At 62.1% G+C, this 21,921-nt stretch carries 22 protein-coding genes and 1 tRNA gene; 9 read left to right on the forward strand and 14 right to left on the reverse strand.

Annotated features, from left to right (window positions below; all coding sequences use genetic code 11):
• Positions 1-26 precede the first annotated feature (26 nt).
• The 3 genes from nrdE to nrdH all read right to left on the reverse strand — a co-directional run bounded on the left by nrdE (position 27) and on the right by nrdH (position 2,960).
• Positions 27-2,210, reverse strand: a complete 2,184-nt coding sequence (gene nrdE, locus ABH939_RS08175; protein ID WP_404649542.1) for a class 1b ribonucleoside-diphosphate reductase subunit alpha — start codon at positions 2,208-2,210, stop codon at positions 27-29.
• Positions 2,168-2,647, reverse strand: coding sequence for a class Ib ribonucleoside-diphosphate reductase assembly flavoprotein NrdI (nrdI, locus tag ABH939_RS08180; RefSeq protein ID WP_003944767.1), 480 nt, complete (start codon positions 2,645-2,647; stop codon positions 2,168-2,170). The genes nrdE and nrdI overlap by 43 nt, the downstream gene beginning before the upstream one ends.
• Before the next feature lie 82 nt (positions 2,648-2,729).
• The gene (gene nrdH, locus ABH939_RS08185) at positions 2,730-2,960 is read right to left on the reverse strand and encodes a glutaredoxin-like protein NrdH (protein ID WP_003944717.1); all 231 of its coding nucleotides are present in this window, start codon (positions 2,958-2,960) and stop codon (positions 2,730-2,732) included.
• A 291-nt stretch (positions 2,961-3,251) separates the two neighbouring features.
• Between nrdH and ABH939_RS08190 the strand changes: the two genes are divergently transcribed.
• On the forward strand, positions 3,252-4,079 hold the full coding sequence (locus tag ABH939_RS08190; protein ID WP_404649543.1) for a siderophore-interacting protein: 828 nt from the start codon (positions 3,252-3,254) through the stop codon (positions 4,077-4,079).
• A gap of 55 nt (positions 4,080-4,134) precedes the next feature.
• On the opposite strand, the gene ABH939_RS08195 is transcribed toward ABH939_RS08190, so the two are convergent.
• Positions 4,135-4,701 (reverse strand): NAD(P)H-dependent oxidoreductase, encoded by a 567-nt coding sequence (locus tag ABH939_RS08195; protein ID WP_030534957.1) that lies wholly within the window; start codon positions 4,699-4,701, stop codon positions 4,135-4,137.
• Between the two features lie 106 nt (positions 4,702-4,807).
• On the opposite strand from ABH939_RS08195, the gene ABH939_RS08200 reads away from it, so the two are divergent.
• Together ABH939_RS08200 and ABH939_RS08205 are read left to right on the forward strand one after the other, a co-directional pair.
• The gene (locus ABH939_RS08200; RefSeq protein ID WP_003944690.1) at positions 4,808-5,407 is read left to right on the forward strand and encodes a TetR/AcrR family transcriptional regulator; all 600 of its coding nucleotides are present in this window, start codon (positions 4,808-4,810) and stop codon (positions 5,405-5,407) included.
• Between the two features lie 35 nt (positions 5,408-5,442).
• On the forward strand, positions 5,443-6,222 hold the full coding sequence (locus tag ABH939_RS08205) for an META domain-containing protein (RefSeq protein ID WP_065352354.1): 780 nt from the start codon (positions 5,443-5,445) through the stop codon (positions 6,220-6,222).
• Positions 6,223-6,241: 19 nt separating this feature from the next.
• Here the strand turns inward: ABH939_RS08205 and ABH939_RS08210 are convergent, their stop codons facing one another.
• Positions 6,242-6,796, reverse strand: coding sequence for a nucleosidase (locus ABH939_RS08210; protein WP_065352914.1), 555 nt, complete (start codon positions 6,794-6,796; stop codon positions 6,242-6,244).
• A 68-nt stretch (positions 6,797-6,864) separates the two neighbouring features.
• Here ABH939_RS08210 and nadE point away from each other — a divergent pair, with 68 nt between their 5' ends.
• Positions 6,865-7,689, forward strand: a complete 825-nt coding sequence (gene nadE / locus ABH939_RS08215; RefSeq protein WP_054187784.1) for an ammonia-dependent NAD(+) synthetase — start codon at positions 6,865-6,867, stop codon at positions 7,687-7,689.
• A 25-nt stretch (positions 7,690-7,714) separates the two neighbouring features.
• Here nadE and ABH939_RS08220 read toward each other — a convergent pair whose 3' ends face one another.
• The 3 genes from ABH939_RS08220 to moaA form a co-directional block, all read right to left on the reverse strand.
• Positions 7,715-8,470: a hypothetical protein gene (locus tag ABH939_RS08220; RefSeq protein WP_404649544.1), complete on the reverse strand. Its 756-nt coding sequence runs from the start codon at positions 8,468-8,470 to the stop codon at positions 7,715-7,717.
• Between the two features lie 314 nt (positions 8,471-8,784).
• A complete protein-coding gene (locus ABH939_RS08225; protein ID WP_003944706.1) occupies positions 8,785-9,042 on the reverse strand; it encodes a MoaD/ThiS family protein in 258 nt (85 codons plus the stop codon).
• On the reverse strand, positions 9,035-10,093 hold the full coding sequence (gene moaA, locus ABH939_RS08230) for a GTP 3',8-cyclase MoaA (RefSeq protein ID WP_047271625.1): 1,059 nt from the start codon (positions 10,091-10,093) through the stop codon (positions 9,035-9,037). The genes ABH939_RS08225 and moaA overlap by 8 nt, the downstream gene beginning before the upstream one ends.
• Before the next feature lie 111 nt (positions 10,094-10,204).
• On the opposite strand from moaA, the gene glp reads away from it, so the two are divergent.
• The 4 genes from glp (at position 10,205) to ABH939_RS08250 (ending at position 14,496) form a co-directional block, all read left to right on the forward strand.
• On the forward strand, positions 10,205-11,407 hold the full coding sequence (gene glp, locus ABH939_RS08235) for a gephyrin-like molybdotransferase Glp (protein ID WP_003944714.1): 1,203 nt from the start codon (positions 10,205-10,207) through the stop codon (positions 11,405-11,407).
• Positions 11,408-11,435: 28 nt separating this feature from the next.
• Complete coding sequence (gene moaCB, locus ABH939_RS08240; RefSeq protein WP_404649545.1) at positions 11,436-12,422, forward strand: bifunctional molybdenum cofactor biosynthesis protein MoaC/MoaB; 987 nt, start codon at positions 11,436-11,438, stop codon at positions 12,420-12,422.
• The gene (locus ABH939_RS08245) at positions 12,415-12,828 is read left to right on the forward strand and encodes a molybdenum cofactor biosynthesis protein MoaE (RefSeq protein WP_003944730.1); all 414 of its coding nucleotides are present in this window, start codon (positions 12,415-12,417) and stop codon (positions 12,826-12,828) included. Before moaCB ends, ABH939_RS08245 begins: the two co-directional genes overlap by 8 nt.
• Before the next feature lie 228 nt (positions 12,829-13,056).
• A complete protein-coding gene (locus tag ABH939_RS08250) occupies positions 13,057-14,496 on the forward strand; it encodes a DEAD/DEAH box helicase (protein WP_042450056.1) in 1,440 nt (479 codons plus the stop codon).
• A 14-nt stretch (positions 14,497-14,510) separates the two neighbouring features.
• Here ABH939_RS08250 and bluB read toward each other — a convergent pair whose 3' ends face one another.
• The 3 genes from bluB to ABH939_RS08265 all read right to left on the reverse strand — a co-directional run bounded on the left by bluB (position 14,511) and on the right by ABH939_RS08265 (position 16,873).
• Positions 14,511-15,140 (reverse strand): 5,6-dimethylbenzimidazole synthase, encoded by a 630-nt coding sequence (gene bluB, locus ABH939_RS08255; protein ID WP_007731309.1) that lies wholly within the window; start codon positions 15,138-15,140, stop codon positions 14,511-14,513.
• Entirely contained in the window at positions 15,137-16,189 is a 1,053-nt protein-coding gene (locus tag ABH939_RS08260) for a GTP-binding protein (protein WP_058038591.1), read from the reverse strand. Before ABH939_RS08260 ends, bluB begins: the two co-directional genes overlap by 4 nt.
• A gap of 81 nt (positions 16,190-16,270) precedes the next feature.
• Positions 16,271-16,873 carry a lipocalin family protein gene (locus ABH939_RS08265; protein ID WP_042924492.1) on the reverse strand — a complete coding sequence of 201 codons (603 nt, stop codon included), beginning with the start codon at positions 16,871-16,873 and terminating at the stop codon, positions 16,271-16,273.
• 177 nt (positions 16,874-17,050) lie between these two features.
• Between ABH939_RS08265 and ABH939_RS08270 the strand changes: the two genes are divergently transcribed.
• Positions 17,051-19,585: an alpha/beta fold hydrolase gene (locus tag ABH939_RS08270; protein WP_165638277.1), complete on the forward strand. Its 2,535-nt coding sequence runs from the start codon at positions 17,051-17,053 to the stop codon at positions 19,583-19,585.
• 10 nt (positions 19,586-19,595) lie between these two features.
• Here the strand turns inward: ABH939_RS08270 and ABH939_RS08275 are convergent, their stop codons facing one another.
• From ABH939_RS08275 to ABH939_RS08285, 3 genes are all read right to left on the reverse strand, one after another.
• Positions 19,596-20,699 carry an NAD(P)/FAD-dependent oxidoreductase gene (locus ABH939_RS08275; protein ID WP_404649546.1) on the reverse strand — a complete coding sequence of 368 codons (1,104 nt, stop codon included), beginning with the start codon at positions 20,697-20,699 and terminating at the stop codon, positions 19,596-19,598.
• A gap of 238 nt (positions 20,700-20,937) precedes the next feature.
• Positions 20,938-21,010 (reverse strand) — tRNA-Ala (locus ABH939_RS08280).
• A gap of 145 nt (positions 21,011-21,155) precedes the next feature.
• Positions 21,156-21,899: a DsbA family protein gene (locus ABH939_RS08285; RefSeq protein WP_007731305.1), complete on the reverse strand. Its 744-nt coding sequence runs from the start codon at positions 21,897-21,899 to the stop codon at positions 21,156-21,158.
• Positions 21,900-21,921: the final 22 nt, after the last annotated feature.

The following is a 21,921-nucleotide window of genomic DNA, read 5'->3' on the forward strand; positions in this document are numbered from 1 at the left end:
GAAAAGGCGCACGGGGGCGGAGCCCTCTACAGCATGCAGGAAACGCAGCCCTCGACCTCGGTGCCTTCGAGTGCCATCTGACGCAGACGGATGTAGTACAGCGTCTTGATGCCCTTACGCCACGCGTAGATCTGCGCCTTGTTGATGTCGCGGGTTGTTGCGGTGTCCTTGAAGAACAGCGTCAGCGACAGGCCCTGGTCGACGTGTTGCGTTGCGGCAGCATAGGTGTCGACGATCTTCTCGTACCCGATTTCGTAGGCATCCTGGTAGTACTCCAGGTTGTCGTTGGTCAGGTAGGGCGCCGGGTAGTAGACGCGGCCGATCTTGCCTTCCTTGCGGATCTCGATCTTCGACGCCACCGGGTGGATGGAGCTGGTGGAGTAGTTGATGTACGAGATCGAGCCGGTCGGCGGGACGGCCTGAAGGTTCTGGTTGTAGATACCGTGCTTCTGAACCGAAGCCTTCAGCTCACGCCAGTCGTCCTGGGTGGGGATGTGCAGCTTCGCATCGGCGAAGAGTCCGCGAACCTTGTCGGTTGCAGGCTCCCAGGCCTGGTCGGTGTACTTGTCGAAGAATTCACCCGAGGCGTACTTCGACTCCGCGAAACCCTTGAAGTACGAGCCGCGCTCGATGGCGATCTTGTTCGACGCACGCAGTGCGTGGAACAGCACGGTGTAGAAGTAGATGTTCGTGAAGTCGATGCCTTCTTCGCTGCCGTAGAAGATCCGCTCACGAGCAAGGTATCCGTGCAGGTTCATCTGACCGAGGCCGATGGCGTGAGAGTCGTTGTTGCCCTGCTCGATCGACGGCACCGAGTAGATGTGCGTCTGATCGGACACCGCCGTCAATCCGCGGATCGACACTTCGATGGTCTTGGCGAAGTCGGGCGAGTCCATGGTCTTCGCGATGTTCAGCGAACCCAGGTTGCAGGAGATGTCCTTGCCGACCTTCGAGTAGGACAGGTCGTCGTTGAACAGTGAAGGCGTCGAAACCTGCAGGATCTCCGAGCACAGGTTCGAGTGCGTGATCTTGCCCTCGATCGGGTTTGCCCGGTTCACCGTGTCCTCGAACATGATGTAGGGGTAGCCCGATTCGAACTGCAATTCGGCGACGGTCTGGAAGAACTCGCGAGCTTTGATCTTGGACTTGCGAATTCGCTTGTCGTCGACCATCTCGTAGTACTTCTCGGAGACGTTGATGTCGGAGAACGGAACTCCGTAGATGCGCTCGACGTCGTACGGCGAGAACAGGTACATGTCCTCGTTCTTCTTCGCCAGTTCGAACGTGATGTCCGGGATCACGACGCCGAGTGAGAGCGTCTTGATACGGATCTTCTCGTCGGCGTTCTCACGCTTGGTGTCGAGGAACCTGTAGATGTCGGGGTGGTGCGCATGCAGGTACACAGCACCGGCGCCCTGACGCGCACCCAACTGGTTGGCGTAGGAGAACGAGTCCTCGAGAAGCTTCATGATCGGGATGACACCCGAACTCTGGTTCTCGATCTTCTTGATCGGGGCGCCGTGCTCACGAACGTTGGTGAGCAGCAAGGCAACTCCGCCACCGCGCTTGGACAGCTGCAGTGCCGAGTTGATGGAGCGACCGATGGACTCCATGTTGTCTTCGATACGAAGCAGGAAGCAGGACACGGGCTCACCGCGCTGCTTCTTACCCGAGTTCAGGAACGTCGGGGTGGCGGGCTGGAAGCGTCCGGCGATGATCTCGTCGACGAGTTCGACGGCCAGGTCTTCGTTGCCTGCGGCCAGGGTGAGCGCAACCATGCAGACACGATCTTCGAAACGCTCGAGGTAGCGCTTACCGTCGAAGGTCTTGAGCGTGTAGGAGGTGTAGTACTTGAATGCACCCAGAAACGTCGGGAAGCGGAACTTCTTGGCGTACGCGTGATCGATCAGGAACTTCACGAAAGTACGTGAGTACTGATCGAGAACCTCGGGCTCGTAATAGTTTTCCTCGACGAGGTAGTCCAGCTTCTCGTCGAGGTTGTGGAAGAACACGGTGTTCTGGTTGACGTGCTGCAAGAAGTACTGACGGGCTGCAGCGACATCCATCTCGAACTGGATCTCACCGTTGGCGCCGTACAGGTTGAGCATGGCGTTGAGTGCGTGGTAGTCGAGACCGTTGGTGGAATCGCCGCCGCGCGCATCACGCTCTACGCTTCCTGCCGCGATCGTGTCAGTGATGGTTGGCGCCACTGCCCGTGCTCCTTCTCTGTTTCGAGATGATTCCAGAACTCCCCCAAGCCTTCTCGTACCCGGTCGACGTCCTCGGCAGTGCCCATGAGTTCGAACCGGTACAGAAAAGGAACGTGGCATTTCTGGGAAATGATGTTTCCTGCATAGCAAAAGGACTCACCGAAATTGGTGTTTCCCGCCGCGATCACTGCTCTGATCAACGACCTGTTGTGTGGATTGTTCAAAAAACGAATGACCGGCTTCGGTACATAACTGGTGTCGCGCCCTGTCACGGTGACCCCGCCACCATAGGTGGGCAGAATCAGCACATAGGGCTCGTCTACACGAAATGAGCCGTCACGGTCATGGATAGGTATACGTGTCGCAGGCAGGCCGAGACGTTGAACGAATCGGTGGGTGTTCTCCGACACGCTGGAAAAATAGACCAGCGAAGTCATCGGTTGTCACCATTTTCTTGTACGGTGCCCGGAACTACTCAGATGTGTCGGCGGAGGTGTCCACCGCCGACACTGCGGCGCTTCAAGCAGCGACGGTCAGGGTCTTGATGCGATCGGGACGGAAGCCCGACCAGTGATCTTCACCGGCAACCACGATGGGTGCCTGGAGGTACCCGAGAGCCATGACGTAGTCGCGGGCTTCGGCATCCTCGGTGATGTCGATGACGTTGTATTCGAGACCGGCCTTGTCCAGGGCGCGGTAGGTGGCATTGCACTGAACGCAAGCGGGCTTGGTGTAGACGGTGATGCTCATGAGAGTCCCTCTTTCGCTTAGCCAACAAAGGCCGATGTAGTGATGTTCAGCACCGATACGACCGATTGCCGGAGTCTCGCTCGAAGCGTTCCGCGTTGTGGTCTCTCAGTGCTCAAGACACTACACCTAGTGGCCGACAGAAACACATAACGCGAGATGTTGTGAGTCACATCGTTGGAATTCCCAGGTCGCCCCAGTTCAGCGCCTTCATTTCCCGGCGCGTCGGCGTGTCGCGCGTCACAGTTTCTTTTTGTGCTCGCCAGCCTCTGGGAGCCGCGCCACGGACCTACCATGAGCGTCGTGGAAACACCCCCGAAGGACGAGGCTCCACGCCACCAGGCAACCGTGACGAGAACACAGCAGGTGACACCGTTGATGCGCAGAATCACCTTCGGTGGGGAGGGCCTGAGCGACTTCGAGACGAGCGGGAGCCCCGACGAACGGGTGCTCGTCAGATTCCCCCTCGATCCCCCTCACGCCCGTAGTTACACGGTCCGGCGCTGGCAGCCGTCGAAGAACGAACTGGAGATCGACTTCGTTCTCCACGGCCACGGCGGCGCGGCACTCTGGGCCGCGACTGCGCAACCGGGCGAGACCGTTCACCTCTCGACGGCGAGCGGGTGGTTCACGCCGCCGGCAGGTTGCGACTGGCTGCTGATGGTCGCCGATCACGCCGCTCTGCCCGCGATCGGGCGAATTCTCGAAGAAGCACCCGACGGTCTACCGATCCACGTCATCGCGCAGATACCCGCGCCGAGCGAACAGCAGACGTTCACGACGCGCGCCGACGCTCACTACCGATGGATCGAGGAATCGGACTCGCTGCTCGCCGAATTGGCCGACGCTGCCCTGCCCCCCGGCGAGGGCTACATCTGGTGTGCAGTCGAGGCCGCGGCCGCCAGACGCATCCGCACTCACCTGCGTCGAACATGGGAAATCCCGGCAACCCGCATGCACGTGATGGGTTACTGGCGGGAGGACAAGGAGAACTGGGAGCGTCGGTACGCCGCCGTCGCCGACCGTATCGATGCTGCGATGGGCGAAGCGATGATGGCCGGCAAGGATTTCGAGTCGGTTCGCGACGCGGTCGACGACGCGATGGAACGCGAAGGGCTCTAGCGCGCATACGAATGAGGACCACACCTTCCGGCATGGCCCTCATTCGTGAAACGGATTACGCGTTGACGAGCTGCTTGCCGGCGTCGACGAGGTCGGAGACGACCTTGGAGACCTGAGCGAGCACCTCTGCGTTCTCACGCGGGTGCAGCTCACCGAACAGTGCGCCGGTTCCACCGATGCTCAGTGCAGTGTCCTCGACGACCTTGCCGCCGGCGATACGGACCGCCTTGGTGGTGTCTTCGTGTGCCCACTTGGCGCCGTTGCCGCTGGGCGAAGCGCTGATGACTGCGACAGCCTTGTCCTTGACTGCACCGACACCGTACGGACGCGAGATCCAGTCGATGGCGTTCTTCAGAACTGCGGGAATGGTGCCGTTGTACTCGGGGGTGACGAGCAGGAACGCGTCCGCGTCGCTCGCAGCGGAGCGCAGTGCGTCGACAGCGGGGATGGAAGCACCCTCGACGTCGATGTCTTCGTTGTAGAAGGGGACGTCGGCGAGGCCTTCGAAGACCGTCAGCGTGGCACCCTCGGGTGCGGCGGACACAGCCGTCTCGGCAAGCTGGCGGTTGACGGATCCGGCGCGCAGGCTGCCGACGAGAACGAGAACATTGGTCTGTGACATAGCGAGTTTCCTTCGAGAGTGGTGCGGTTGGTGGCTCCGGTTGAAAGTTATATCAACTAAACGGACCGCGGTCCACTTACATTCCCCGGCCCTGTAACCTGATCCCGTGAGCGCAATCCCCCTCCCCCAGATCGGCGCCGCGCCGGTCGAGCGCGGTGACGCAGCACGTAACCGCGTACTTCTGCTCGACGCCGCAGCCCTCCTCGTTGCCGAGCGAGGTGTCGACGCGGTGACGATGGATGCTGTCGCGTGCCGGGCCGGTGTGGGCAAGGGCACAGTTTTTCGGCGCTTCGGCAATCGATCGGGACTGATGCAGGCACTGCTCGATCACACCGAGCGAGAACTGCAGCAGGCATTCATGTTTGGCCCCCCACCGTTGGGTCCGGGCGCGCCGCCGATCGAGCGCCTCATCGCGTTCGGACGAGCCCGGATTGCCATGGTGGAAGTACAGGGCGAAGTCCTCCGAGCGGCGGAAAACGCTCCTGAATACCGCTTCGGCGGTCCGGCCCGGGCGCTCGGCATCGCTCACGTCATCGGGCTTCTTCGAGGAGCCGGCGTCGAGGGCGACCTCGATCTGCTCGCTTCAGCACTGTTGGCACCACTCGAAGCGTCGCTCGTCCTTCATCAGGTGCGCGATCTCGGGATGACCACCGAGCGTCTGGCCGCCGGCTGGGAAGACCTTGCCCGGCGCGTTACTCGATGTTGACTCCCCAGATCCGTCCCACCACTTAATGTGAGCCCATGCGCATCGCTGCAGCCGTCATCGGCCTCCTGACCATCGCCGCGGTAAGCGGTTGCTCCGCTTCGTCCGACTCCCCCGAAGACAAGACGGATCCCTCCGGTCGTGTGTTCATCTCGACCTCCGTGGATGGAACACAAATTCCCGGCGGCGGCCCGCTGACTCTCGACTTCAGCCAGGCCGGTCGAGTGTCCGCGAGCGCCGGATGCAACACGGCAAACGGTTCGGTCGAGTTCAACGACGGCACGCTGACCACCGGCACCATGGCGTCGACCATGATGGGCTGCCCTCCCGGCATCGCCGAGTCCGACTCCTGGACAACAACATTGCTGACCGCCGCGCCGGCGTGGAGCCTCGACGGCGACACCCTCGTCCTGACATCGAAGGACGCCACAGTCACCCTGCAGGACAAGAAAATCGTCACGCCGGATCGACCGCTGCAGGGCACGACGTGGACTGTCACGTCCCTCATCAGTCCCGATGCGATCAGTACGAGCCTGGCTCTGGAGACGTCAGCTCCCGAACTGACGATTGCCGCAGACGGTTCGGTCAGCGGGAGCACCGGATGCAATCGCATGACCGGAAGCGCCCAGACGTCCGACACCACAGTCACGTTCACGCCGATGGCAACCACGCGTATGGCTTGCCCCGAGGAGAACATGGACATCGAGCGCCAGATCCTGGCGGTGCTCGACGGCGAAGTGAGCTACTCCGTCGACGCCGACACGCTGACCCTGCGCAAGCCCGACGACACCGGATTGATACTGACTGCGCAGGCTTGACCAGACGCTGCAGGCTCGATCAGACGTTGTCGAGCAGCCAGCGCCCCAACTCGCGGGCGCTGGCATCGATCATCGCGGGCCAGTCCAAGGCCGAGTCGTCCGCGTGATCGCTGACGTGTTTGACGAGTCGGCAGGTAGCACCCGCAGCCTGCGCGGCGAATGCGATGGCAAACCCCTCCATGTCGACCAGATCGGCTCGCTGTGCAAGGGCGTCCCGGGTTGCAGCGTCGGCGATGAATGCGTCGCCGGTCGCCAACACCGAGTCGTCACCGCCGGCGAGCACCAAACGGTCCGCGACGTCGTGCCCCAGCGCTCGGATCGCGGTGCTGCTGATGTCGTGATTAATGACGACGCCGGGAACATAGAGGCCGCCGTGGTGCGCGTGCAGCGCACCGGCTGTCCCGATGTTGACGACCAGCGGCAGATCATCCCGCTCGTACCGCGCGAGAGCAGAGGCGACTGCTGTTGCAGCACTGACCTTTCCAATCCCCGTGATCAGCAGTTCGCATCCTTGCGGCACGTATGCCGCTTCCGACTTCGTCGCACTGACCACCAGAACGTTGTTCGCACTCATGTGCGCGACCGTACCGCCCCGGATACGGTGGCACTGCACGCGCCTGCTCACATCGCTAGAGTCCATTCATGGCCACACTGCGTGAAAGCATCATCGAAGAACTCGGCACAAAGCCGACAATCGACGCCGCAGCGGAGGTTCGCGCGCGAATCCAGTTCCTGAAGGACTACGTGCGCTCGACCCCCGCCAAAGGGTTCGTTCTGGGAATCAGCGGCGGTCAGGACAGCACGCTCGCCGGAGCCCTCGCCCAACGCGCGGTCACGGAACTTCGCGAAGAAGGCCACGAGGCCGAGTTCGTCGCCGTTCGACTCCCCTATGGCGCTCAGGCCGACGAATCCGACGCTCAGATCGCGCTCGGCTTCATCAAGCCGGACCGCTCTCTCACGGTCAACGTCAAGCCTGGCGCCGACGCGACGGCCCGTGAGGCCTCCGAGGCGCTGGGAAACGGCGAACTACGCGACTTCGTCCGCGGCAACATCAAGGCGCGCGAACGAATGGTCATCCAGTATGCGATTGCCGGTCAGCTCGGCTACCTCGTGATCGGTACCGACCACGCCGCAGAAGCGATTACCGGCTTCTTCACGAAATTCGGTGACGGCGGTGTCGACATCACGCCGCTCACCGGCTTGAGCAAACGCCAGGGCGCTGCATTGCTGCAGGAATTGGGCGCACCCGAGAGCACGTGGCGCAAGGTGCCGACCGCCGACCTCGAGGACGACCGACCCGCGCTACCCGACGAAGTTGCCCTCGGCGTCACGTACTCACAGATAGACGACTACCTCGAAGGAAAGGACGTTTCCTCCGAGGTAGCCGAGAAGCTCGAGAAGATGTTCACCAACACTCGTCACAAGCGCACGGTGCCGGTCACACCCCTCGATGACTGGTGGAAGTAACTCCTACCAGAGCTCTTACCAGCGACTAGCTACCGAACAGGCTGCCGAAGACGTCGACCAGCGAACCCGTTCCCGAAGCCGGATCCTTCTTCGCGAAGTTGGTGGTGCATCCGTTGAACTGCACTGCATCGACCAGCGTCGACGTGGCGGCGGAACCGGTGCCCACACTGACGCCGTAGTGGTCGACTACCGCGTTCGGGTTCGCGGCGACGATGTCAGCCAAAGGCACTGACACGCGGTCCTTGGCGCCGTCGATGTTCTGAGTGCTCCACCACACGCCCTTCTGGAGATCCGCGTGAACGCCGCCGTCAGCCGTCGGCGTCGCGTCGGGTCCCGGGACCCACACCAGGGTGGTGAATCCGTTCTCGAACTTTCCGCCGGTCGTTCCGGTGAGGCGGAGCTGGAACGCCGCAGTCGGCGTGGCGGCGCGCTCGGCAAAGCCGATCGCCTTGCCGACTGCGTCGGACAACTTGATACCGCCGGCCGAATGGTAGGAAACCGAACGATCGCCGGTACCGTCGACGGCCAGCTTCAGTGAACCGTCCTTGTCGAGAACGTTGTCGGCCGAGTACGACGCGGTCTGATCCTTCTCGTCGGTGAACGGGATGCCCCACCCGTTCGGCGTCGCTTCGGTGGACAGGGTCGAGCACGAGGCTTCCGGCGCAGAAGAGCCGAGAGAACCGGTGGACGGAAGCGCAGTAGCAATTGCCGGAGCGGTGAGTGCAGCTGCCCCGAGGAGCGCTACGACGACTCCGACACGGCGCGTGGAATTAATCGACATTGAAATACCTTTCACATATCCCGAGTGGAATTGCGCCAAAATTAACACATGTCGACAATTACCAACAGCGAAGGTATTTCTTTTGTCATCCAAACAGATGACAATTCACCTTGGCAATTCGAAGTGCATTCGCTCCCCCAAAAGTAGGAGAAACTAAACAAAACGACCAATGCTGGACAATTGACCAACAATGGAGAAAACGGAGATAGATGCCACTTGAGCTGGAGTGATCAAGATATAAATATTTGGACCGGCAAACCGAAAAAGGACAATATGTCGGCAGCCCACAAATAGCTACGCCGGCAATTCTCGGACTAGCCTCCAGCGAAAGGCGGAAGAATATCGACAGCGCTACCGGAGGCTCGAGAGACGTCGCGGGTCAACTCGTCACCGACGAGGAAAGCCGAGACCGACAGCACTCGCTCCATCTCCGGTCCGTATCGCCCGACCAGCACCGCCACCAACTCGGCAAGTGTGTTGTCAGGCGAGATGGCGACTACCTCGCTACGGCAACCGGATACATCCGCTGCAGCAGCAAAGTAACGAACCGAGATCGAATGCGGATCAGCCACCAATCGCTCCCATACTTCTTTCCGGCGGAACGAAGTCCGCGGCGTCGATGCCGTGCCCAGCCCACTTGTTCCACATCGCACCGCGCCACAAATCCGCTAGTTCGTCGTCACTTGCTCCGGCCCTGAGCGCGGCACGCAGATCAACTTCACGGTCACTGAACAGACATGACCGAATTGTTCCCTCTGCGGTCATTCGCGTCCGATCGCATTCACTGCAGAACGAGCGGGTCACGGAAGCGATGATCCCTACCGTCATCGTGGTCCCGTCGACACGCCATTCTTCGGCAGGAGCCGACGGATCTTCACGGCCGATTGCTTCCAATTCGAAACGGCTTCCCAAAACGGACAACAATTCAGCCGCGGTCACCATGTTCTCGCGTGCCCATGCATGGTCTGCGTCCAGAGGCATTTGCTCGATAAAGCGCAATTCGACGCCGGCTTCGAGGCACCACTGCAAAAGATCCGCCGCGCCGTGGAGCGTTTCACGCATCAGCACCGCATTGATCTTCAGTGGCGCGAGCCCGGCCGCAGCTGCCGCTCGAATTCCCGCGAGAACGGACGGCAACCTGTCTCGACGCGTCAATTCAGCGAAATGGGCGCGATCAACCGAATCCAGGGAAACATTCACGCGAGTCAAACCAGCTGCAGCCAGCTTTGCGGCACGATGTTCGAGCCCAACGGCGTTGGTAGTCATGGAAAGTGGAATTCCTGGCACGCGCGCGGCGCACCCCCCGATGATCTTTTCGAGGTCACTACGCATCAGCGGTTCGCCGCCGGTGAATCTCACCTCGCGAATACCGACTCGTTCGACGCCGATTCCGACCACTCGAATGATCTCGTCGGCACTCAGAAGATCTTCCGCAGCGATGGCCGGCAAGCCTTCCTCCGGCATGCAATACGTGCAACGAAGTGAACACTTCTCGGTGATCGAGACTCGCAGATCTCTGGCAACACGCCCGAACCTGTCGACCAGGAGATCCGTCTCGGGACGACCGGCGAGGGAGGCAGCGTCGAACCGCACGGTGGGAATTCCCATCGAGACCACTGTCATCACTTCACCAACTTCCGTATTGCTCCAGTATGACCGAAAGCCGTACTCCGTGTGTCGGACGGACCACACCGCCTAGGATCAAAACATGTCGAGGTTGTCGAGGTTACTGTCATGAGCGCGCGTTCGGTCGAGGAACACGCGTCGCACATCTCCGGATTGCTCACCGGCCTGCACACCCTCTCTCCGACGGCAGTTCCGACGGCAGAAGCGTTGGGGCGCATAACTTGCTCGGATATCGCATCGCCGGTAGACCTGCCACTCTTCCGCAACTCGCAGATGGACGGGTATGCCGTCGATGCTGCTTCTGTGGCCTCGGTTCCGACCACACTGACGGTTCGAGGCGTGATCGCCGCTGGAAGCGGAAAACCACCGAAACACCTTCCAGGATCGGCATTTCGCATCATGACCGGTGCTCCGCTCCCCGAGGGTGCCGACGCCGTTGTTCCGGTCGAGGACACAACGGGTGTCACCGAGCACGTCGTCACGATCGAACGGGGCAGGTCGGTAGGCGAATTCGTACGCGAACGTGGCAGCGACATCACCGCCGGAATGCTACTGGTCACGGCCGGAACGCACTTGGAACCTCGCCATATCGCCGCGCTGAGTGCTGTGGGCCTGGCCTCGCTCGACACCTACACGAAGCCACGGGTCGCGATAATTACGACGGGCGCCGAACTGAAAAGTGCCGGAACAACTCTCGAACCCGGTGAGATCTACGATTCCAACGGTCCAGCTTTGGCAACATTGGCCGAAGCCAACGGCGCCGATGTCGTATCCGTCGCCCGAAGCAGCGACGACCCCGCCGAGTTCCGCGAATTGCTCTCGTACGCAACCTCGGTCGCTGATCTGGTGTTCACCTCCGGCGGAGTGTCCATGGGCGACTTCGAGGTGGTGAAGGAAACTCTCACGCCTCTGGGAGCACACTTCGGCCACGTCGCAATGCAGCCGGGCGGTCCGCAAGGCACTGCAGTGGTGAACGAAGTGCCGGTACTGAGCTTCCCGGGCAACCCGGTGAGCACGATGGTCTCCTTCGAGGTCTTCGCACGGGGCGAACTGCGCCGGGCCGCGGGCCTGCCCGAGATCCCGCGCGAGCGACTCCCATTGACTGCACCGCTGCGTTCGGTGGACGGCAAGCGGCAGTTCCTGCGGGCACGCAGAACTGCGGACGGAATCGAACTCGTTGCCGGACCCGGATCGCACCTTGTTGCAGCCATGGCGTGGGCCGACGTCCTGATCGACATCCCCGCCGCCGTGACCGAGCTCGGCGCGGGCGATCTCGTCGACGTCGTCCCGCTCTCGACTTCCTCGATCTGATTCACTCGATCTGATTCAAAGGACACTGATGACCGAATTGACACACGTCGACAGCGAGGGCCGAGCGCGCATGGTCGACGTCAGCGCCAAGGCCGAGACGACGCGTATCGCCGTCGCCGCCGGCGAACTCGTCACGACCGCCGAGGTAGTTCGCCTCGTCCGCGCCGACGGCATGCCCAAGGCTGATGTCCTCACCACCGCGCGCATCGCCGGAATCGCCGGTGCGAAGAAGACCTCCGAACTGATCCCGCTGTGTCATCAACTCGCGCTCTCGTCGGTCAAGGTGAAATTCGGGTTCACCGAAACATCGATCACCGTCGAGGCGACGGCGAAGACTCGCGGACAGACCGGCGTCGAGATGGAAGCACTCACCGCCGTCGCGGTAGCCGGCCTGACCTTGCACGACATGGTCAAAGCGGTGGACCCCGGAGCTACCATGAACGGTGTTCGTCTGCTCACCAAAGACGGTGGTAAGCGCGGACATTGGACCCGCGACACTCAGAACGCACAGACAGCTCCGGCGCACACCTTCACCTCGGCACGGTCCGCGACCGTCCTCGTGGCTTCCACCGGCGGTGCGAACGGCACCAGACCCGACACCACCGGACCCACGATCGCGACCTGGCTACGTGAACGGGACTTCGAGGTACGTGGACCGCTTGTGTACGCCGACGCAGACATCGCGGCGGGCATCACTGACGCCAAGGAGGGCTTCCCGTCACTCGTCATCAGTACCGGCGGCACGGGGGCTTCCCCCACGGATGCCACCCCGGAAGCTACCCGGGCAGTCTTGACCCGTGAGTTGCCCGGCGTCGCAGAAGCGATCCGGACCAAGGGCCTCGAGAAGACACCGCACGCGTCGCTGAGCCGTGGTGTGGCAGGTCTCACAGGTACGACGGTCATCGTCAATCTTCCGGGTTCTCCCGGTGGAGTGAAGGACGGTCTCGCCGTCCTCGGACCCATCATCGATCACCTGCTCGCGCAGGTCGCAGGCGGAGGAGCGCACGATGAGTGAGCTATTGGCTCGGATCTCCGAGCAACCGATTCACGCAGACACCGTCGACGCCGCCGTGGCCGGTCCGAAGAACGGCGCTGTTGTGGTGTTCACGGGAACGGTGCGCAATCACGATGGAGGTCAAGCGGTTTCGGCGTTGGAGTACCAAGCGCATCCGGATGCCGAACGCTTCCTCGAGACGTGCTGCCAAGAGGTTGCGGCCTCGACCGGCCTGCCGGTTGCCGCGATCCATCGCGTCGGTCACCTCGAGATCGGCGACCTCGCACTGGTCGCCGCCGTCGCTGCGCCGCATCGAGCGGAGGCGTTTGCCGCGTGCGCCGAACTGGTGGAGCGCATCAAGCACGAGGTACCGATCTGGAAGCGGCAACATTTCGCGAACGGCGTCTCCGAATGGGTCGGGTTGTAGGTCGAACGCTCCGGGAAGGTAGAGTTGCGATCACTAGGTGCCTGAAATCGGGCATCCAGCGTCGTGGAACGCAAATTTTCTTGCTGAGTGCTCAATGCACCCGCTCTTCTTACGGCGAAGAAGCCTGCCGACCGGCAGCGCCGCCACCACTGTGCTTGATTGTTCGACCGGTTAATTCCCGTGTCGGCATCCGGGCACGAACACGTGCCCGAAAGGCTCTGAACACACTTGTCTGACATCTCTACGCCCGCTACCACCTTCGCAGCCCTCGGTGTGCGCGCACCGCTGGTGAAAGCTCTCGAAGACGGCGGAATCACTTCTCCGTTCCCCATCCAGATCGACACCCTCCCCGACACTCTCTCGGGGCGCGACGTACTGGGCCGCGGAAAGACCGGAAGCGGCAAGACCCTCGCGTTCTCCATCCCCATGGTCTCCCGCCTCGCCGGCGAACTGTCCGGAGGAAAGCGTCGTCCGGGTCGACCGCTCGGCCTGGTGCTCGCACCCACGCGTGAGCTCGCCACCCAGATCACCGCAACCCTCGAACCGTTGGCCGCCGCATACGACTTGCGCGTGACCACGATCTTCGGTGGTGTCTCGCAGCACCGCCAGGTTCAGGCTCTCAAGGCCGGAGTCGACATCGTCGTCGCCTGCCCCGGTCGCCTCGAAGACCTCATGAAGCAGAAGTTCGTCAGTCTCGACGCCGTCGAGATCACCGTGCTCGACGAGGCCGACCACATGGCCGACCTCGGCTTCCTGCCCGTCGTCACCCGCATCCTCTCGTCCACCCCGCAGGACGGGCAGCGTCTACTGTTCTCGGCAACGCTGGACAACGGCGTCGACAAGCTCGTCAAGCGTTTCCTCAAGAACGAGGTCATGCATTCGGTCGACGAGGCCAACTCCCCCGTCGCCGCAATGACGCACCACGTGTTCGACGTCGACGGCGTCGAAGCCAAGAAGGCTCTGGTCGAGAAGCTCGCTTCCGGTACCGGTCGTCGCATCCTGTTCATGCGCACCAAGCACCAGGCTCGCAAGTTGGCTCGCCAGCTCACCGAGTCGGGCATCCCGTCCGTTGACCTTCACGGCAACCTCTCGCAGGCTGCTCGCGACCGTAACCTGGCGGCATTCTCCGCCGGTGAAGCGCGCGTCCTCGTCGCCACCGACGTCGCAGCGCGTGGCGTCCACGTCGACGACGTCGAGTTGGTCGTCCACGTCGATCCGCCGGCCGAGCACAAGGCTTACCTGCACCGCAGTGGTCGCACCGCTCGCGCAGGCAGCGCCGGCGACGTGGTCACCGTGGTTCTGCCCGAGCAGCGTAAGGATCTTGCGATCCTCATGCGCAAGGCAGCCATCAAGGTGACCCCGGTCCGTTCGACTGCCAACTCCGAGCACGTCGTCAAGTTGGTCGGCGACATCGCACCGCACGTCACGCCGGCTCCGAAGGCTCCTGCCCAGCCCAACGGCGGACGCGGACAGCGTCCCGCCGGCCAGGGTGGACGCGGCGGCGCAGCACGTTCGGGTCAGGCTCGCTCCGGACAGGGCGGTCAGTCACGCGGTGCTCGCACCGGCGGAGCTGCCCGTCAGGAACATGCCGGTGGTGGCGCTCGCCGTCCCCGCACCGGCGGCGGCGCTCGCACCGCAGGCTCCACCGGTGGCCGTCCCGCACGCTAGGCCCCCGGTACAACTCAATAGGTTTCGTAGTGGACAGCGTCGGCCAATGGCCGGCGCTGTCGCCATCCGAAGCGTTCGAGATCCGGAACCTGTTGAAACTCGGTCACCTTCCCGACGCACAGCCACGCAATGGGGCGAACGGGTGACGGAATGCCCATGAGTTCGGTGAGGTACTTCTCGTCGTAGAACGAAACCCAGCCGATGCCGATCTCCTCGGCTACCGCGGCGAGCCACAAATTCTGAATTGCCAGTACCGCCGAGAACAGTCCGGTGTCGTCGACGGTATGACGGCCGAGGATGTTCGGACCACCGCGCGACGGGTCGTAAGTGACGACGATGCCGGTACCGCTCTCGGCGATTCCCTCGATCTTGATGGGGTCGAACGTCGAGCGGCGATCCTCGGGCAAAGACTGCGCGAATTTCACCCGGGCATCGGCGACGTGTGCCGCGAAGGTGTCGAGCGTCTCCGGATTACGAACGACGACAAAATCCCACGGTTGCGTGTTTCCCACGCTCGGCGCGCGATGGGCGGCGTCGAGAATGCGCATCAGAGTTTCGTCGGGGACGATCTCTCCCGAGAACTCGGCGCGAACGTCTCGCCGTCGCCGAATCGCTTCGTACACGGATACAGCTGATTCACTCACGCCCCGACGGTATAGCGGTGCAATCCCAGCATGGCGTCGGGGTGCGGTTCGACCGTTTCTTCGCGCATGCAGGCGCGGAGCGCGCTGCCGACCGCCCCCGAATCCATCCCGGTGCCGATCACGACCAGTTGCGTGGTTCGAGGTTCGCCCGACTTCCATCGCAGCGGCGTGATCCGGACATGATCACCCACCGATTGGATCTCGAATTTTCCTGTGTAGCCCGGAATCTCGAAGTTCACGAAGCCCTTGATGCGGTAAACACCCGACGGCTGATTCTCGAGAAAGTGCGTCAGAGCCCTGGCATCGAGAGGCGTCTCCGATGCGAAATCAACCGATTCGTAGCGGTGGTGCAGGTGATCGTGGTGACACGAGCCGTCCTCGTGATCGTCGTCGTGCCCGTCGCGCAGGAGCTCGTCGAGGCTCAGTTGATCGCCCGGAGCCGGAGGGGTCACCTCGCCGGTATCGAACAACAGAGCGGGGTCTATCCGCGAGTGCGAGGTTTCCACCATCGGCGCTCGCGGATTCAACTTACGAATTTCGGCCGTGAATCGCTCGCGTTCGGCGACCGGAACGCTGTCGATCTTGTTGACTACCACCAGGTCTGCCAGGCGGACATGTTGATCGAGCTCGGGATGTTCGCGGCGAACGGTGGAGAAATTGGCTCCGTCGACCAGGACCACCAGGCCGCCGTAGACGACAGACGGGTTCTCACTTCCGAGGACGAGTCGAATCATGTTCCGCGGCTCGGCAAGCCCGCTGGCCTCGATGACGATCACGTCGATCCCGGACTGCCGGTGCGCCAACTTGTTCAGCATCTCGTCCATGTCCGAGACGTCGACAGCGCAGCACAAACAGCCGTTGCTGAGAGAGACCATCGAATCGACCTGACCGGCGACCATCATCGAGTCGATGTTGACGGATCCGAAGTCGTTGACGATCACGCCGATGCGTACACCGTCGTTGTTACGCAGAAGATGGTTGAGCAGCGTCGTCTTGCCCGAACCGAGAAAGCCTGCGACGACTATTACGGGAATCTGCTTCTTCGCCACCACACAACCTTCCGAAACCACACGTACCGATCAGTGATCGTAGTGGAGTGTGGCTCCGGAAGGTTCACGCTGACAGCAGACTCACACCGTGCAGAGCGGACGGATGTCCGACGTGCCCTCGGTGGTCGGTGACGTCAGGATCGTGCATGCGTTGTATCCACGGGATTCGGCGACCCGGCGGATCTCACTCCAGCCTGCCGCGTCGATGACCGCCGACCGTGAGAGCACGAACCCGGAAAGCCTGAGCGGATCGCCCACCAGTGCCCACGAATAGTCGTCGGCAATGTAGGTGACGATGTAGTTGGGTGGGCCGTCCAAGCTTTCCTGTGAGGGCACCCCGGGGAAGCTCACATGCAACTGGGCACCCGTTGCTGGATCGGTAACTCGGGCATTCCCGACGATCTCGTTGGCTTGACCGGTCCACGTCGTACACGTGTTCTTCACGCTCACGTTCGACGAATCGACGATCCCGTAACTCGCCCGGGTGTCCTTCGCGCACGCGAGGTTGAAGGGCTGAGGAATCGCCGCCACCTGGTTCCATTCCCCTACGTAGCGCGCGACGTCCAGGTTCGCCACCGGCTGCAAGGGTTCCCAGAGTGGGCTCGCCTGCGCGGTTCCCGAAAACATCGTCGCTGCGGCACACACTCCCGCAATCGCAATCGCACTTCGCCCCGACCACTTCATGTCACTGCTCCTCGTCTGTCAACGCTCGATCGGCATTGGTTCCTCAAGGCATTCGGAGCTGGCGGACTGGAGGATGGGGCGGTATGTAAAACTACTGTTGGTTTGTTATGGACCTACTTAACAAACCTTATGTAGTCTTTGCTAAAAGATAGCTGAAAGTCGGACGGAGCTACTGTGATGAAGGTTGTCGACTTAGGTCTAGAACGCACTCGCTATGCAGTCATCGACGAGACGATCGAGTCGAGGTGGCGCCGAGTCACCTCTATGCAGCACGACGCCGTTGCCGTCGTGACTCCGCGCGACCGGATCACTTTCGCCGAACTCGAACTCCGGACCGACGCATTGGTCCGCGAACTTCGCCTACGTGGGTCACACGGGGCACGCCCGGTTGCGGTCGATCTCGAACCAACGGCCGAGTCGGTGCCCGCCATCCTCGCCACTCTGATTTCCGGTCGGCCCTTGGTCATGATCGACCCACAACTCCCCGAGGCCCGCCGAGCGCACATCATGAGCACCTCGGGTGCAGTCCCGCTGCAGTCGATACTCGACGAGTCTGCTGCGACGGGCTTCAGATTCGACAGCGCGTTGGAACCATCGAGTTCCGACCCTGCCATGATCGCGTTCACGTCAGGCACCAGCGGGGCACCCAAGGGAGTCGTGTTGAGCCACTCCATGTGCCTGAACAAGGCCGACGAACTCGCCGCAGCAATCGACCTGCGACCCGATGATCACATCGGGAACCTGTTGCCCGTCAGTTTCGGAGCCGGAATCACGGCCCTGATCATGGGGCTCATGAACGGAGTCACGGTCTTCTGCTGGGATCCACGTATCGACGGCGTCTCGGGAATCGACGACTGGCTGATCGAGAATTCGATCACGACCACGCACTGTGCGCCGTCCTTTCTGCGGGCGTGGTCGGATCTCGATTGCGATGCAGCAAATGATGATTCGATCGGTTCCCTACGCGTCGTCGTAACGTACGGGGAAGCAGTTCACGGCGAGGACTACGCGCGCCATCGCAGTCACGGCTTCGCTCGCGTCACGTACGTCAACTGGCTGGCCACCACCGAGACCGGTGTCGTCGCGTACAACGCGTTCCCACCACATTCCGAACTACCCGTCGGAGTGGTACCGGCCGGACGTGCTCGCGACGGCAAGGACGTACAGATCGTCGATGTGAACGGCGTGCCTCTCCCCGACGGAGAGATCGGCGAGATTCAGGTTGTCTCGAGTGATCTTGCCGACGGATACCACGGCGACCCGGATCGCACTGCGGCAAGATTCACGCGCCTGGGCGACGGAGTGAGCATCTACCGGACCGGTGACCGGGGCCGCATCGACGAACGCGGAGAACTGCAACTTCGGGGACGCGTCGACGACGCCGTCAAGATTCGGGGCTACCTGGTGGAACCGATGGAAGTCGAGTCGCATATTCGTCGAATTCCCGGCGTCGCTGATGTTTTCGTGGCCGTCGTCCTCGAGAACGATCGACCGGAGATTGTCGCCTACGTGGTCCTGACCAACACCGTGATGGCACGGTCGGGCGCCGAGATGCGGCGCGAACTGGCGACATATCTGCCGGCCTGGATGCTCCCCCGACATTTTGTTCTGATGCCGGCGTTGCCCCGCAACGAAAGAGGAAAGGTCGATCGAACAGCGCTGCCCTCCGTCGAGGTGCGGTCCACTTCACCGACTCTCGCCGGGCCCGCCGAATTGTGGTTGTCCTCGATCTGGGAGTCGATTCTCGGCATCGACTCCATCGACCGTGGGGACGACTTCTTCGAACTCGGCGGCGACTCGCTTGCTTCAACCGAAGTGGTGGCAAAGATTCACGACATGTTCCGGATCCGGATCACGGCAGCGGAGTTCGCGGCCGCCAGTACCGTCAAAGACCTTGCAGCGCTGGTAAATCGGCGCAGAATCGATCCCGATGATCGCGTCTGTCACAACACGATGGTTCCGCTGAAGCTCGAAGGGTCCGGGCGACCGCTGTTCATCATGAACGGAGCGGGGTGCCCATCGACGACCCTGTCCACCTTGTCGAAAGCGCTTCACACCGATCGGCCGGTTTACGCACTTCAGCCACACGGCTTCGAATCTCGCGGACTACCCGACCGGTCGGTGAAAGCAAGCGCCCGCCGTTTCATTTTCGAAATCAAGAAGATTCAGCCCACCGGGCCATACCTCCTCGCCGGATACTCGTACGGCGGCTACGTGGCGCTGGAAATGGCGACACAGCTGTCCGAGTCAGGTGACACCGTCGAACACGTCACCGTTCTCGACACCAGAATCTCCACCGAGGCTGCCGCACGACTGGCTGGTCGAGCGGGCATCACTTTGGATCCGTCGATCGTCGACCTTGCACCACAACCATCCACCAATGCCCGCTGGAAGCCGACCAGACGCACCGTCGCGGCCATGTGGATCCGCACGCTGTTCGCCGGCATTCTGCAGTACCCGCCGGCCACCCAGTGGACCGTGTTCCTCTACATCGGAGGCCAGGCGCTCCGGAAGCATCGGATACGAGCATGCGCCGCGCCCGTCACCGTGATCCGTGGAGCCACCAACAACCGTGGACGCGAGATCTGGTCACTCATTGCCACGGGCTCACTGGATTTCGACGACGTCGACGCGTGCCACGAAGACGTCGTCCGCCAACCGTACGTCCGCAAGACTGCGGCGATCATCGATCGAGTCTGTGATCGAGCGTGACCAGCGCTCCTCATGTCCAGCTGTAGAAGAAAGAGCGGCGCGGAGTGAGTGCCCAGTCGGTCGTCGATGAACACACTCGTTCCTTGACGAACGCACCCGCCCTGCCTGCGATGAACATGCCCGCTGCGTCGTCGACACGAGTGGTCCGCTGGAACACACCTCGCCGCCTCCCGAGACTGATGCACCGGCCTGCGAACTTCGGAGCCACCGGGCGCGGCGCGGAACCTTCGAGTCGATGCAGGATCGTCTCGGCCGCATGGACTCCCAAGGGAATCGCGGCCTGACAACTCATCCTCAGTAAAAGATCACCGACTGCGACCGCATCACCCGCACCGACGATGTTGGGGTGGGACGAGCATTCGAGTCGGTCGTCGACCTTCAGACGACCGAGACCGTCGACGGGAAGGCCACTTCGGCGCGCCAGATCGGGGACCCCGAATTCTGTCGCGAGAATCGTGCAATCTGCCTCCACCCGTGCGCCTCCCGCAAGCTCGCAGGACGAACCGTCGATCCGCGTCACCCGGGATTCGGTGACGATGTCGACCCCAAGATCGGTCAATGTTCTGAGAATTGCAGATCGCGCACGCTCTGACAGATCCGGGGACACGATTCCTCCGGTCACCAAAGTGATTCGGCTGCTTCGCTGCTCAGCCAATTCTGCGGCAGTCTCGATTCCGGTGAGACCGCCGCCGACAACGCAGACCGTAGCCTTCCCGTCGAGTGTCGCCATTCTGGATTCGAGGCGAACCGCGTCCTCGAATTCGGAGACGCTGAACCCGTGCTCCGCCGCCCCGCCGATAGTGCTGGGTAACTGCCTACTTCCGACTGCGTAGACCAGATAGTCGTAGTCGAGCACACTGCCGTCGTCGAGGGTAAGCCTGCCGAGCCCCGCCTCGATCGTCGTCACCTCTCCGAAGACTTGGTGTGCCGCACGCGGTAGCGCCCTGTCGAACGAGACCGTCGCGTCGTAGCCGCCCGCGATCATCTGATGGAGCCTGATTCGTTGCACGAAGTGTGGGCGCGGATTCACGCCGGTCACCGTGATGTCCGACCGAGTTCTCAGCAGTCGCTTCGCTGCCATGACGCCCGCATATCCTGCCCCGATTATCACCACGTGTGCACTCGTGGTTCTCCGTTCCGCCAACGGTCCCCATGCTGAGAATGCACGGGATGATCAGGCCTCATCGCGGACGTTATTAAACATTGACGCCCTGGCGTTATGGCGGTCGACACATCTAGGCAGAACTGTGCTGCATGCAATTGAGACTCGAAAAACACAGGGTCGACAACACAACACTGGCTCGAAAACAACAAATGCTCTGCACCGTTTGGTGCAGAGCATTTGTCTTGGGTGGAGCTAAGGGGACTCGAACCCCTGACCCCCACACTGCCAGTGTGGTGCGCTACCAGCTGCGCCATAGCCCCGTATTCAGTTCGCTCTAACAGTCGAACTCGCAGCGGCTGTTCTGCTTTCCGCTTGCTGGAAGAAAGTTACACCACTTGACTCCTGGGCAACAAATCGCCTGGTCAGAGCGAAGCGGCCGCTCCTCGTCGGAGCGGCCGCTTCAGCTCAGGAGGAGAGCTTGGAAACCCAGTCGCTGCTGCCCGTGTCAACGATCTTGCCGTTCGCCACTACCGTGGGCGTCCCGTTCGACCCGACATCCTTGAGCGCCTGGCTGGCGGCTGCGGCATTGGCCGCGGCGGCTTCGACGTTGGTACCGGAAGAGATGCAGGTTGCCACGTCCTCGGATGCGCCCGCATCACGAGCGATCTGGGCGAGGTCGTCGTTGGTGTGGTCGCTGCTGCCGCCCTCGGCCGGCTGCGTGTCGGTCGCGAAAAGCTTGTTGTGGAATGCGGAGTACGCAATCGCGTCACCACCCTGAGCGACGCAGAGCAGAGCGGCGCCGGCCCGTGTGGAGTAGTCACCGCTGCCCGAGGCCCGGTTGAGGAAGTTCAGCATGTGGTACCGCACGGCGACGTCACCGTTGTCGACGGCGGCCGCGAGAGCCTGGCCACTGAGGTGTTCGAGAGCAGCACAGGCCGGGCACAGCGGATCCTCGAAGAGATCAATGGTTGTCGCGGCGGAGGGCTTGCCGAGCAGCACCACTCCGTTGTCCTGCACCGTGACGGCAACTTCGGAACTCTGCACGGAGCCGTAACCGTCGTTCTGGGGCTTGTTCTTGCTGTTCGTCCACAAGACACCGCCGATGACGAGGGCCGCGATCACGAGCACCGCGAGGCCACCGATGATGTAGGTGGAGCGGCTCGAGACCGGTTCCGGAGAGTATTTGTTCTTGCTGCTCTTGGTGCTCACGCTGATGCAGTCCTTCGTGCGT

Source organism: Rhodococcus sp. 27YEA6 (genome assembly GCF_044908235.1).
Classification (GTDB): domain Bacteria; phylum Actinomycetota; class Actinomycetes; order Mycobacteriales; family Mycobacteriaceae; genus Rhodococcus_F; species Rhodococcus_F qingshengii.

Coding starts and splice junctions, on each gene's coding strand:
- nrdI (WP_003944767.1), bottom strand. CDS start 2,647: ATGACTTCGCTGGTCTATTTTTCCAGCGTGTCGGAGAACACCCACCGA.
- nrdH (WP_003944717.1), bottom strand. CDS start 2,960: ATGAGCATCACCGTCTACACCAAGCCCGCTTGCGTTCAGTGCAATGCC.
- ABH939_RS08190 (WP_404649543.1), top strand. CDS start 3,252: ATGAGCGTCGTGGAAACACCCCCGAAGGACGAGGCTCCACGCCACCAG.
- ABH939_RS08195 (WP_030534957.1), bottom strand. CDS start 4,701: ATGTCACAGACCAATGTTCTCGTTCTCGTCGGCAGCCTGCGCGCCGGA.
- ABH939_RS08205 (WP_065352354.1), top strand. CDS start 5,443: ATGCGCATCGCTGCAGCCGTCATCGGCCTCCTGACCATCGCCGCGGTA.
- ABH939_RS08210 (WP_065352914.1), bottom strand. CDS start 6,796: ATGAGTGCGAACAACGTTCTGGTGGTCAGTGCGACGAAGTCGGAAGCG.
- nadE (WP_054187784.1), top strand. CDS start 6,865: ATGGCCACACTGCGTGAAAGCATCATCGAAGAACTCGGCACAAAGCCG.
- ABH939_RS08220 (WP_404649544.1), bottom strand. CDS start 8,470: ATGTCGATTAATTCCACGCGCCGTGTCGGAGTCGTCGTAGCGCTCCTC.
- moaA (WP_047271625.1), bottom strand. CDS start 10,093: ATGACAGTGGTCTCGATGGGAATTCCCACCGTGCGGTTCGACGCTGCC.
- glp (WP_003944714.1), top strand. CDS start 10,205: ATGAGCGCGCGTTCGGTCGAGGAACACGCGTCGCACATCTCCGGATTG.
- moaCB (WP_404649545.1), top strand. CDS start 11,436: ATGACCGAATTGACACACGTCGACAGCGAGGGCCGAGCGCGCATGGTC.
- ABH939_RS08245 (WP_003944730.1), top strand. CDS start 12,415: ATGAGTGAGCTATTGGCTCGGATCTCCGAGCAACCGATTCACGCAGAC.
- ABH939_RS08265 (WP_042924492.1), bottom strand. CDS start 16,873: ATGAAGTGGTCGGGGCGAAGTGCGATTGCGATTGCGGGAGTGTGTGCC.
- ABH939_RS08270 (WP_165638277.1), top strand. CDS start 17,051: ATGAAGGTTGTCGACTTAGGTCTAGAACGCACTCGCTATGCAGTCATC.